Raw genomic sequence first — 12,634 nt, forward strand, 5'->3', positions numbered from 1 at the left:
TCTTGCTACGCAAGACCGTTCGGTCGCTTAAAAGCCCCACTGGGGCTTTCATTGCTCCGCTTCGCTGCGCAAACGCGAACAACGCTCTTTTTGCTCTGCACAAAATCATACATCATTTGGCGTAAAATTAGCGTATTGTGTAGTTTTCGCTGGAAATCCATCAAAAGAAAAAAACCGAAACTTCTCAGTGCATCAAGAAGTTTCAGGCTTTGTTTTGCTTAAATTGGAAATTTACTGCTCAATCGGCTTCATCGTGGGGATAGGTCAAGGAAGGCTCACAAATGGCTTTATTTTCCTTTATAAGCCTATCCATGCGGCTTCCTTTTTCCTGCTCCCGTACATCACCCTACGCAACTCTCCACAACTTACCGGCAATTTGGTGTAAAAGTGGTGTAGTAGTTGGTGTAGTGGATTTCAGACTGGAATGCCCAGTTTACCGTTCAGATTTGCAAAGGAATGGGCTTTGGCTTCCTTGGTGGCTTCCGCGTAAATCTCCATCGTGGTGCTGATGTCCCGGTGTCCCATGATGTCCTGAATGATCTTCAGGTTGGTTTCATTTTCACACAGCCGGGTGCAGAACGTGTGCCGGAGATTATGGCAGGAGAAAGGCGGCAGCAGCTGCGGCTCCCGTTTTTCCTTTTCGGCCTTTTCCAGTTCGGCTTCGTTGTATGCCACGCTGATGCGCTTGATGGCGCGGTTGACCGTCTGCGGGTTCTGCGGCTGGCCGAAGCGGTTCAGAAACACGAAGTCCGAGATTCCGTCGATTTCGTATTCGCATACCAGTTCCAGCTCCTGCTGGTTGATGCGTTCCTGCTCCAGTGCCTTCCGCACTTCGGGCAAGATCGGAATTGCCCGCTTGCCTGCGGCAGTCTTGGGTGTGGACATGGTGAAATAGCAGCCACCGTCCTCGTGGTCATGGTACACCAGATTGTGCTGGATGGTGATAAACCCACTCTCAAAGTCGATGTCGTTCCAGCACAGGCCAACCGTTTCCGAGATGCGGCATCCGGTACCCAGCATGAAGGTGAACATCGGGAGCCAGTGCTGGAACTTCGGCGTTTTCTTGATGAAATTCAGAAACGCCTGCTGCTGGGGCAGGGTCAGAGCGTGGCGTTTGGGCGTTTCGTACTGGTGGGCGGCTTTTATAGCCGTCAGGACACCATCCGTGGGATTCACACGGATGTACTCATCGTCCACCGCCACCGCAAAGACCTGATGAAGAACATTCTGAATGGTTTCCAGCGTGTTCAACGCCATCTTGCCGTTGCGGACGATGCCATTGTAGTAGCTGCGGATATCCGACTTGCGAATGTCCTTGAGCTTCATCATGCCGATCTCATCCCGGACGAACCGATTGTACATATAGACGTAATTGGCGAAGGTATGCTCTTTCAAGCCCACCTTGTTCTTACGCCACAGTTCAAACAGGTCATTCAGGGTCAGGCTGCACTCCGGAATGCGGATGCCATCTGCCAAGTCGTGCTGGATCTTCTCTTCCTTTTCGCGCAGCCCCTCCAAGGTTGCATCATAGATGGTATGGCGTTTTCCGTTTTTTGCAGTCCAACGGTACATATACAGCCCGTCGCTCTTGCGGTAGACCTCGCCATCTTTCAAAACACGGCCTTTATTATCTTTACGTCTTTGCATATAAACTCTCCTTTTCATTCACAGAATGTTGAAAAGGAGCCTTACGCCATGAGTATACCATGACGCAAGACTCCCTGCAACATCAAACGGTCAATTTTCTACACCGCATCAGATCGAGAATGCCGTGTCCAGATATTCGTCCAGCTTACGGCGTTTGATCAGCCGTTTGGTTCCGTTCCAAAGGACGAACTTGCATTCATCGCTATCGGTCATTGACCGCAGTTTATTGATACCGATCCCAGAGTAAGCCGCCGCTTCCTCCAAGGTCAGATTACTCTTTTGCCAAATCGGAACTTCTTTCACTTGCACCTCCATATCCTTGTAACCGGGTGCCGGGGCAGAAGGTGCCAGCTTTCTGCCCCAAACGCTCCCGATGAGGTTCAGATTTCCGAGTGCCCCTCCTGTGTGCGGGGTTGTGCCGCTGGTTTATTTTGTGCCTGTTCTGCCTGCAAGCGGTTCAGCAGTTGCAGAACGGAATCCCGTGCTTTCTCCTTGACCTGCTCCTTGCCTTTCTGCCGGGCCTCCGGTTTCAGGAGCTTCTCTTGCAGACGTGTAGCAGTGGTCTGCATAGTCTTGAGGAACTTGTCCAGCACGGTGTCCAATCGATGGGCGGCATACTCTCTCGTGGACTGCGGAGCCTTGCGTTCCGGGGACAGCACCCACTTCTTCGTTTCCTCGATCATCCGCATATCTTCCTTGCGGGTCTCGGTGCGTACTACATCCGTCACGACCTCCACCGCCTTGTCGTAGGCTGCTACCGAAACATCTTCCAGCAGGGTCTCCATGTCCGATACTTTCAGGGTCAATTCATCCAGCTTATTCTGCTGGGCGGCAAGTTGCTCCTTCTGCTTGGCAAGGATGAAATCCTGCTTTTCCAGATATTTGCGGCTGCCGTACTCCGCTTCTTCCTCCAAATCTAACCCATGACGTTTTGCAATCTCAAACAGCATTTTTCGACAGGCGGCATCGAAGGTGATTTTGCGGTTGTTGCGGCGGCTGAGGGGTTTGGCCGGGTCGGGCAGGTCGAAGCCCAACGCTTCCAGCGCCTTTTCCTGCTGGGGTGCCACCTCGCCGTACTTATTCTCACAGTCGAACACATGGCGCTCATGGATGTGGGGTGTGCTTTCGTCCAGATGCAGTGCCCAGTCCAGCACATGAACATGGTCGCCATACTTGGCTTTGAACGCCTCGATGAACTCGGTGACGATGTTCAGCAAATCCTCTGCGGAGGCATGGTCGTCCATTGTTCCCAGCTGATAGATAGTTTCTTCCGGGCAGGTCTTGCGGCTGGACAACAGGTCGGGAATGGAGCGGTTGCGCTCTGTGTGCCGGATCTTGGCGTTACGCTCATTCTGGCTTTCGACAAAGGCAGTGTAGTGGGTCTCATAGAATTGCCGTTCCACATCTGAAAAGGTCGCCGCCAGATCATCCGGGTCGGGTGGAGCGAGAGCCGAATGGAAGCCGTGGAAGCAGTCCCAGTAGATGTTGCCCTTGGCTCGTTCCGGGTCGATGTGCTCACTGTTAGCAAGGTTGAAACTGCGGTCATTGTGCTTGGGGTTGTAAGTGCCGTGTGCTCCGGCTCGTCCGTTGTGTCGTGTCAGTTTCAGATAGACATCCCTCCGTTTCAACAGCTTGGCGGGGAGAACGCAGCAGCGGAGCTGCTGGATCTGCCGCCGTTTTGCGCCAGATAATACCCAGTAGGATATGACGCACAGCATCATATCACTGGGGCAAAGAGCTGCGCTCTCTGCACTCTTGCTCCGGGCAAGCTGACAGGCAAAGATTTGCGAATCCCTGCCCGCAGCTCGTCCGGCTTTTTCAGTTGGCCAAATTGACCAACTGATTTTGCCTGTTCCCAAAATGGTAACAGGCAGATAGACGGTCTGATAACGGCCATCCCACCCTGATTCCCATTTTGGGGAATTGGGTAGGAGCTGGTAAGTACCGTTTCCCGTCACTTACCACTCTTGGCAAACTGTCAACCTGACACTTTGCCACCCCCCTATAAAGGAGAACTTTGGCGTTTTGCTGCGTACGTGCGTACGCAACAGGCGGCTTTCTTTGTACGCACGTACGCAGCGAAAGACCGAAAACGCACCATATAGGGGGATCAAAAGCGGGTCATGCCCGCCAGCTATTGGGGGTGAGGTCGGGCTGCACAAGGGCTTCGATGCCCACAAAGCCCCGGACACGCCGCCCGGACGAGTTGACGATGTTGTTGGTGGATTCCAGATTATACCTGCGCTGGTTGGCGATCAGCGCATCGCTGAACCCTCGTGCCTTGATCGCATTCAGGCTGTTCTCCTCGCACCACATCTTGTAGACCTCATACAGCTCTTTCGAGCTGGTGCAGGCATCCGCCTTCAGGCGGATGTAGCCCTCGGATTCGAGGAAATCGAACACATTGTTGTTGTCCCGCTTCACCAGTTCCCGGTTGCGCTTGGCACGGTCACTCTCGGTGAACTGGAAGCCATTCTTCACCAGCCGCTGCAAGCCCTCAAATGCCCACAGCAGGATGCCCTCGACCTCTGCCGCCATCTTCTCGGCAATGTCCGGGTCGTCCACACGAGACAGGGGCTTGTCCTTGGTGGTCAGGATGAGCTGACGGCGATAGAAACCGTCCGAGCGGTCATACAATGCCTGCAAATCGCCATTGCTAAACGCCAGCAGGCGGGCGTACATCCAACCCTGATAACTCTGCTTGCCCTTGCGCTCCAAGTCCATCTGCCCCTGTGCGGTCACGATGGACTTGACATAGTTGGTCTGGCGCAGGGCTTCCATCCGCATATCATCGTCCACGCAGAGCAGGGTGTGTTCGAGGTCGGCACGGGCAAAGCGGTTCTCCGAGATCTTGCCGATGCTGCCATCCTTCATGTTGCAGCCGAACAGCCGGGACAGCACCACGCCGATCTGCGACTTGCCCTCACCGCCGCTGCCCTTGATGACCATCATGCGCTGACCCTTGTTGCTGGGGATCAGGCAGTAGCCGATGAACTCCTGCACCGTGGGAACGTCCTCCGGGTAGAGCAGGTCGGACAGGAACCGCAGCCAATGGGTGGGCTGTGCAGCTTTCGGGTCATATTTGACCGGGAGCCGGTTGCGGACGATCTCCGGCTTGCCCTCCTGAAAGGTGCCGTCCAGATACAGGGTTCCGTTTGCCAGCGCAATGCGGTCGGTGACAGGTGGAAAGTCCTCCACCTGTGCCGCCAGTTTCAGCACATCCACCACATTGGTGACCTTCTTGGCAAGGTTTGCCCCGACATATTCACGCATCATCTCGAAAATCTCGCAGCGCAGGGGCATGGTATCGGTCATGCGGCCATCCGGGGTGAAAAATGCGCCATTCGAGTAAAGCAGCTGGTGGGTACTCAGAAAATCGTCACAGAACAGGGATTCGTTGAAAAAACCTTTCTTGAACCATGCAGGGGTAAAATTACTCATAGGCATTCCGTCCTTTCTTGGCGTTACGGAAAAACGATGTGATCATTTTGATCACATCGTTTTACTCCGCAACTGGGAAATCAACGTCCTGCCGTTCTCCCTGCATGGCTTTCCTGCCCCCCTTCCGGCGGCGTTTTCCGGCTCTCCTTCTCAGGGTCATCGCCGGGTATCCCATGCAGACGGTCATGTGGTTTTCAAGGTGCAACGGGCAAAACGGCAACAAAAAAGCCGTCACAAAACAGACCAGCCCTGCCTTCGCTTTTTCTGGAAGGTCATGCTAGTCGGTTATGTAACGGCTGAAAGCCAAAATGTTCAGCCCCGCAGGGCCAGAACGAATATGTAAAAATATGTTATATTCAATTGTTGGGATAGATTACCACAAAAATCGAGCCGTGTCAACAAAAAGTTTTGAGAACACGTCACTTTCGGCAGTGTGCAAGAAAAAACGAGGGAAACTTTGGCAAAAAGAGAGAGGGCTGGACAGTGCCAGCCCTCTTGACAAGCAGATTTATATAGTTTGAAGGCGATTTTTCAATGCTATGATATTTTGATGGATCTGCATGATCACATCCTTAAACGCAGCATCATCTTTTCCAGTCGGGTCTTCCAATCCCCAGTTATCATCAAATGGTCTACCAATAAAAGGACATCCCACATTGCAGCCCATGGAGATGGCGATATCCGGTTCTGGAATATCCGAAATCAGCTTAGAATACTGCGTCTGCTCCATGTCGATGCCATAAAGCTTCTTCATCAACCGCACGGCATCCTGATTGATTTGCGGCTTGGTTTCCGTTCCGGCAGAATAGCTTTCAAACACGTCGGACGCCAGTGCTTTGCCCAATGCCTCCGCAATCTGGCTGCGGCAGGAGTTATGGACACAGATAAATGCAACTTTTGGTTTGGTCATGCGGGAAACCTGCCTTTCGTTTTGTTTGCGATTTTTACGAGGAAAAGCATCACAGGCACTTCGGTCAATACACCAACCGTTGTGGCAAGTGCGGCAGGAGAAGTCGTTCCGAATAGAGCGACAGCTACCGCAACCGCCAATTCAAAGAAGTTGGATGTGTTACGTTCGTTCATGCTCTTACCTTCTTCAAAATAACGATGACTTCATCCTTTTTCAGCACCTTGCCATAGGACACCACCTGACCGTCCACCACCAAAGCGGGGGTGGTCATCACACCATAGGCGGCGATCTTTTCAAAGTCCCGCACATGGTCAATGGTCGTATCCATCCCAAGCTCCCGCAGTGCGTCTACAGTTGCCGCTTCCAGCGCATTACACTTGGCACAGCCGCCCCCAAGAATTTTGATCCCGGACTCCTTCTTTTCGGCTTCTGCCGCCTGCATGACTTCCGGCGTACAGCTCCCGCCGCAGCAGCAAGGCTGCTTTTGTTCTTCTTTTTTCTTACCAAATCCAAAAATTGACATTTTGATACCCTCCAATTATAAAATGAACCCCTGAAACAGGTTGAATAAGTAACCTACAACGATAATGCCCAAAGCGCAGATAGCGATAAAAACACCCAGCAGCTTCGGCTTAACTGCCTTGCGCAGCATGATCATTGACGGCAAAGACAGCGTGGTAACACCCATCATAAAGGCAAGCACCGTACCAAGCTGTGCGCCTTTTCCAAGCAAAGCCTCAGCAATGGGAATCGTGCCGAAAATATCGGCATACATAGGAATGCCGATGATGGTTGCTAATATTACGCCGAATGGGTTATGGCTGCCGAGAACCGCCACAACCCAGCTTTCTGGAATCCAGTTGTGAATGACAGCCCCGATGCCTACGCCGATGAGAATGTACGGAAAGACCTTCTTGAAGGTTTCCGCTACCTGATCCTTGGCATAAACTAGCCGTTCCTTCTGCGTCAGTGTTGGGGAGGCAATGTCCACGGCAGATGCCCTGCGGATAAATTCCTCCACCTGATTTTCCATGTGCAGCTTTTCAATCAGCGTACCGCCAGCCACAGCAATCACAAGCCCCAGCACCACATAGAGAATCGCAACCTTTGCCCCGAAAATACTCATCAGAAGAACAAGACTTCCCAAGTCCACCATAGGCGATGAAATCAGGAATGAGAAGGTCACACCCAGCGGCAGTCCGGCACTGGTAAATCCGATAAACAGTGGAATGGACGAGCAGGAGCAGAACGGTGTTACCGTGCCGAGCAGGGCTGCGATGCAGTTTGCCCAGATACCGTGAAACCGCCCCATAATTTTCTTACTGCGTTCCGGCGGAAAATAACTCTGAATGTAGGAGATCAGATAAATCAGCACACAGAGCAGCACGGTGATCTTAATCACATCATAGAGGAAGAACTGAATGCTCCCACCGATTCGGCTTGTTGCGTCCAATCCCAATGTGCCGAGTAGATTTCCAATCAGCGTATTCAGCCACTTCATGCCGAGGATTTGATCGGTGATAAACTTGCCCATCAGGAGCAGCACCCCCCTTCGCTATTAGAGCCGCAGCCGCAGCAGGTCAGTCCCTCTATAAATTCTTTGAACTGGGTCAGGGTTTCGCAGTTCAGGGAGTAGTGCTGCCACTTGCCATCCTTGCAGGCATTCACTAGTCCGCACTCCATCAGAATCTTCATGTGGTGAGAGAGGGTCGGCTGGGTAATTTCAAACCGTTCCAGCAGCTTACAGCCGCACTTCTCACCGTCCGACAGCATCTTTACGATTTCCAGCCGGTTCGCATCGCCCAGCGCCTTGCAGATCAAAGCCACATCCATAGCATTCATAGAAACACCTCACATTGATAATCGTCTATGCGTATAGTGTAGCATATACATAGATGATTGTCAATACATTTGTGCAAATAAAAGCAGGTACACCGCATTTCTACAGTGTACCTGCTTTTCATCATATTGTGGGTAGTTTGTCTACTACACCAATCCGCCTATTCACTTGTTACACCACACCGCTTTGTAAGGCTCCTTTTCGGGAAAACGTCCCAAAATTGGTGTAGTTGTGGTGTAGTACCGCAGATGCCGTCTGAAATCTATTCTGAATTTCATCGTATCTGCGTTTTAATTTTGCATTTCACTGGTCAATCGGCTTCATCGTGGGGAACAGCAGCACGTCACGGATGGAGGCGCTGTCGGTCAGGAGCATGACAAGGCGGTCCACGCCGAAGCCGAGGCCGCCCGTGGGAGGCAGGCCGTACTCCAGAGCGTTGACGTAGTCGTAATCGACCTGAGCCTTGCAGTCGGGCTCGATGGCCTTGCGCTCGGCAACCTGGCGCTCGAAGCGGCCCTTCTGGTCGATGGGGTCGTTCAGCTCGCTGAAGGCGTTGCCGTACTCGGTGCAGTCGATGAAATACTCGAACCGCTCGGTGAAGGCGGGATCATCCGGCTTGCGCTTTGCCAGCGGGCTGATCTCGACGGGATAATCGTAGATGAAGGTGGGCTGGATGAGCTTGTCCTCGACGAAGGCGTCGAAGAACTCGGCCAGGATGGCACCCTTGGTGGGCACTTCGGGCAGCTCAACGTGGTGCTCCTTGGCCGCAGCGATGGCATCCTCGTCGGTCTTCCAGTCGTTGAAATCCACGCCGGAATACTTCTTGACGGCCTCTATCATGGTCAGACGCTCCCAGTGGCCCATGTCGATCTGCTTGCCCTGATACGGGATGACCATACCGCCGCAGATCTTGAGGGCCAGGCGCTTGTACAGCTCCTCGACCAGGTCCATCATGCCGTGGAAATCAGTGAATGCCTGATACAGCTCGATGGTGGTGAACTCCGGGTTGTGCTTGGGGTCCATGCCCTCGTTGCGGAAGATACGGCCGACCTCATATACACGATCCATGCCGCCGACGATCAGACGCTTCAGATAAAGCTCCGTCTCGATGCGCAGGACCATATCCATGTTCAGGGTGTTGTGGTGGGTGTAGAAGGGGCGGGCCGAAGCGCCGATCTCAAACGGCGTCAGGATGGGGGTATCGACCTCCAGGAAGCCCTTCTCGTCCAGATATGCGCGGATCTCCTTCAGGATCTGACTGCGCTTGACGAAGGTCTCCTTGACTTCGGGGTTGGCGATGAGGTCCACATAGCGCTGACGGTAACGGGTCTCGGTATCGGTCAGGCCGTGGAACTTCTCCGGCAGGGGGCGCAGGCTCTTGGCCAGCAGGGTGAGCTCTTCTGCGCGGACGCTCAGCTCACCGGTCTTGGTTCGGAACACTTCACCCTTGACGCCGATGATATCGCCGACGTCCAGCTTCTTGAACGCAGCGTAGGACTCTTCGCCCAGCTCATCGCGGCGGACATACAGCTGGATATCGCCCTTATCGTCGCGCAGATGGGCAAAGCTGGCCTTGCCCATGACGCGCTTGGACATCATACGGCCGGCCAGAGCCGCCTTCTTGCCGGAATCGGTCTCGTTGGGCAGGTCCTTGAATTCTTCCTTCAGGTCAGCCGAATAGGCATCCTGCGGGAACTTGGTCAGGGTGAACGGGTCGTGACCCGCAGCCTGCAGGTCGGCCAGCTTCTGGCGGCGCACCTGCACCTGTTCGCTCTCGCTCAGGCCGGCAGCAGGATTTCTCTTTTGTTCTTCCATTGCTTCCTCCCGTGTTCTGCTCAGTTGGCTGCGTGGGTGATGCTCCGCACCGTGTACTCCACGGTGTGGCCGGTGGGCAGCAGGACCTCTGCCTTCTCGCCCACGGCCTTGCCCAGCAGAGCATGGCCGACGGGGCTTTCATCGCTGATCTTGCCGCTCAGGGGGTCTGCCTCGGTGCGGCCGACGATATCGTACTCCTCGGTCTCATCCTCGCCAGTCATCAGGATGGTGACATGGGTGCCGACGGCAACGTTCTCCACGCTCAGCTCGCTCTCATCGATGACGACAGCGTTCTTGACCATCTGCTCCAGCTCGGTGATGCGGTTCTCGACCAGGCCCTGGGTGTTCTTGGCCTCATCGTACTCGCTGTTTTCCGACAGGTCGCCGTGGCTGCGGGCTTCCTTGATCTCTTCTGCCAGCTCCTTGCGGCGGACAGTCTTGAGGTATTCCAGTTCATCCTGCACAGCCTTCAGGCCGGCAGCGGACATCTTGATTTCTTGTGCCATTTTGGGATTCTCTCCTTGTCTATTGGATTGACGCAGCCGCAAAGCCGCGCACGAGTGCTATTTTGACTGTTCTATTATAATGGCAAGCCGGGATATTGTCAACAAAAACGACGGTTCTGCAATGCAAAAAACTGCAAAAGGCCCCACCGGCAGAGGGAATTGCCGACGGGGCCTTGAAGATGTTGATGTTTACCCTCTCAGTCATCGCTGCGCGATGCCAGCTCTCCCGAAGGGCGAGCCATTGGCAGATCGGGCAGCGAATACGGACTGCTTGGGTTCAATTTTCGGTAAAATGGCGAGCGCTGTGCTCAATCATCCGCAGCTTCGTCCAGGTTGCCCAGCTTTCTGGCCTGCTCGACGACGGCGGGCACCAGCATTTCGGGCAGGATCTCATAGCGGGCAAACTCGGTGGTGAACCAGCCGCGGCCCTGCGTGGTCTGACGGATGAAGGTGGTGAAGCTGCTCAGCTCGGCCAGCGGCACTTCGGCGATGATGGTCTGCATTCCGTCCTCATCCGGCTCCATGCCCAGCACACGGCCGCGGCGCTTGGTGACGTCGCCCATGATATCGCCGGTGTTGTCGTTGGGAACGTGCGCTTTCAGGGTGTGGATGGGTTCCAGGATGACGGGGCCAGCTTCGGGCATCGCGGCCTTATAGGCCAGCTTGGCCGCCATGATGAAGGCCATTTCGGAGCTGTCCACGGGGTGGTAGCTGCCGTCCAGCAGGGTGGCCTTCAGGCCGACCACAGGATAACCGGCCAGCACACCCTTTTCTGCGGCCAGACGGACGCCCTTTTCAACGGCCGGGAAGAAGTTCTTCGGGACACTGCCGCCGAAGACCTTTTCCTCAAAGACGACCTGCTCGCTGTCGCAGGGCTCGAAGTTGATGACGACATCGCCGAACTGGCCATGACCGCCGGTCTGCTTCTTATGACGGCCCTGCTTCTGGCAGGCCTTGCGGATGGACTCGCGGTAGGCGATGCGGGGAGCCTCCAGGCCAATCTCGACGCCGAACTTGTTCTTCAGCTTGGCCTTGACGACGTCCAGATGCTGCTCACCCAGACCGCCGATGATCTGCTGGTGGGTCTCGGCGTTGTTCTCGTAGCTCAGGGTGGGGTCTTCTTCCATCAGGCGGGCCAGCGCACTGCTGATCTTGCCCTCGTCGCCCTTCTTGGCCACGGTGACGGCCATGAACAGGCTGGGCAGCGGGAAGACCGGTGCGGGCAGCTTGACCACGCGGGAAGCATCGCAGAGGGTATCGCCAGTCTTTGCGCTGACCAGCTTTGCCACAGCGCCGATGTCACCGGCACCGATGCCGTCGTTCTCAATCTGCTTCTTGCCGATGACAGTCAGGGGCTTGTTGATCTTTTCGGTGTCGCCGGTGCGGGCATTGGTCAGGGCCAAGCCTGCGGTGACCTTGCCGCTGATGACGCGCAGATAGCTCAGCTTGCCCACGAACGGGTCGGCCACGGTCTTGAAAACGTAGGCAGCGGTAGGCTCCGATTCGGTGCAGTGCAGTTCGACAGGCTCGCCGTTGGCGTCCTCGGCCATGGTGCACTCCTCGTGCTCCGGGCTGGGCAGCAGCTTGTGCATGTTGAACAGCAGCATATCCAGTGCCTGCTGGTTGACCGCACTGCCGCAGAAGACGGGGGTGATGAGGCCGTCCTTGACGCCCTTGCGCATTCCCTCGACGATCTCCTCGGTGGTGAAAGGCTCACCGCCGAAGAATTTCTCCATCAGCTCATCGTCGGTCTCAGCGATGGCCTCGCTCATGGCCTCGATCAGGCCCTGGAAGCGGTGGCCGATGTCGGGCAGATCCACCTGAATCTGTTTGCCGCCCTCATACTTGAAGGCCTTCTGGCTGAACAGATTGATGTACACCGGGGTGCCGTCGTCGAGCTTGGCCGGGACGACGCAGGGGCAGATCGTGGAGCCGAAGCGGATCTTCATGTCTTCCAGGATCTTGAAGTAGTTCGCGTTTTCCAGGTCGCACTTGGAAACAAAGACCATGGTGGCCTTGCCGTTCTTGCGGGCCAGCTGGAAAGCCTTCTCGGCACCAACGGTCACGCCGCTGCGGCCGGAGACGCACACCAGCACGCTCTCCGCAGCCCGGATGCCCTCATACTCACCGGCCTCAAAATCGAACAGGCCCGGTGCATCAATGAAGTTGTACTTGATGCCCTCGTACTCCACGGGGACGACCGACGCCGACAGGCTGGCCTTGCGCTTTGCTTCCTCAGGGTCAAAGTCCGAAATCGTGGTGCCGTCTTCGACCCGGCCCATACGCTCCGCTGCGCCCGAAAAATAGACCAATGCCTCAGTCAGCGTCGTTTTGCCGCTGCCGGCATGGCCTGCAATCAAGATATTACGGATGTTGTTGCTTGCGTATTTCATATCGGTTTTTCCCTCTTTCCGCCGCACGGAGCGTTCTCTCCGTTTTTGTGGCATATTTTACAAAGATAATACCACACTTCAG

At 55.0% G+C, this 12,634-nt stretch carries 11 protein-coding genes and 1 pseudogene; all 12 read right to left on the reverse strand.

Annotation, left to right across the window (positions count from 1 at the left end):
* Nucleotides 1-414: 414 nt before the first annotated feature.
* Entirely contained in the window at nucleotides 415-1,647 is a 1,233-nt protein-coding gene (locus J3350_RS05470) for a tyrosine-type recombinase/integrase (RefSeq protein WP_242700150.1), read from the reverse strand.
* 108 nt (nucleotides 1,648-1,755) lie between these two features.
* Nucleotides 1,756-1,962, reverse strand: coding sequence for an excisionase (locus J3350_RS05475; RefSeq protein ID WP_207685980.1), 207 nt, complete (start codon nucleotides 1,960-1,962; stop codon nucleotides 1,756-1,758).
* 65 nt (nucleotides 1,963-2,027) lie between these two features.
* Nucleotides 2,028-3,368 carry a hypothetical protein gene (locus tag J3350_RS05480; RefSeq protein WP_207685981.1) on the reverse strand — a complete coding sequence of 447 codons (1,341 nt, stop codon included), beginning with the start codon at nucleotides 3,366-3,368 and terminating at the stop codon, nucleotides 2,028-2,030.
* A 400-nt stretch (nucleotides 3,369-3,768) separates the two neighbouring features.
* Entirely contained in the window at nucleotides 3,769-5,088 is a 1,320-nt protein-coding gene (locus J3350_RS05485) for a phage/plasmid primase, P4 family (protein ID WP_207685982.1), read from the reverse strand.
* 508 nt (nucleotides 5,089-5,596) lie between these two features.
* Nucleotides 5,597-5,998, reverse strand: a complete 402-nt coding sequence (locus J3350_RS05490) for an arsenate reductase ArsC (RefSeq protein ID WP_113621411.1) — start codon at nucleotides 5,996-5,998, stop codon at nucleotides 5,597-5,599.
* Nucleotides 5,995-6,153, reverse strand: a pseudogene (locus J3350_RS05495) (arsenic resistance protein); the annotation flags it as partial. The gene J3350_RS05490 and the pseudogene J3350_RS05495, both read right to left, overlap by 4 nt.
* A 14-nt stretch (nucleotides 6,154-6,167) precedes the next feature.
* The gene (locus J3350_RS05500) at nucleotides 6,168-6,521 is read right to left on the reverse strand and encodes a thioredoxin family protein (protein WP_044959572.1); all 354 of its coding nucleotides are present in this window, start codon (nucleotides 6,519-6,521) and stop codon (nucleotides 6,168-6,170) included.
* A 15-nt stretch (nucleotides 6,522-6,536) separates the two neighbouring features.
* On the reverse strand, nucleotides 6,537-7,532 hold the full coding sequence (locus J3350_RS05505; RefSeq protein ID WP_005920644.1) for a permease: 996 nt from the start codon (nucleotides 7,530-7,532) through the stop codon (nucleotides 6,537-6,539).
* On the reverse strand, nucleotides 7,532-7,840 hold the full coding sequence (locus J3350_RS05510) for a helix-turn-helix transcriptional regulator (protein WP_207685983.1): 309 nt from the start codon (nucleotides 7,838-7,840) through the stop codon (nucleotides 7,532-7,534). The genes J3350_RS05505 and J3350_RS05510 overlap by 1 nt, the downstream gene beginning before the upstream one ends.
* Before the next feature lie 301 nt (nucleotides 7,841-8,141).
* Entirely contained in the window at nucleotides 8,142-9,653 is a 1,512-nt protein-coding gene (gene lysS, locus J3350_RS05515) for a lysine--tRNA ligase (protein WP_207685984.1), read from the reverse strand.
* Nucleotides 9,654-9,673: 20 nt separating this feature from the next.
* Entirely contained in the window at nucleotides 9,674-10,159 is a 486-nt protein-coding gene (gene greA, locus J3350_RS05520) for a transcription elongation factor GreA (protein ID WP_118552388.1), read from the reverse strand.
* Nucleotides 10,160-10,467: 308 nt separating this feature from the next.
* Entirely contained in the window at nucleotides 10,468-12,552 is a 2,085-nt protein-coding gene (locus tag J3350_RS05525; protein ID WP_207685985.1) for an elongation factor G, read from the reverse strand.
* Between the last annotated feature and the right edge of the window lie 82 nt (nucleotides 12,553-12,634).

The sequence above is a fragment of the Faecalibacterium sp. Marseille-Q3530 genome, assembly GCF_017377625.1.
Taxonomy (GTDB): domain Bacteria; phylum Bacillota; class Clostridia; order Oscillospirales; family Ruminococcaceae; genus Faecalibacterium; species Faecalibacterium prausnitzii_E.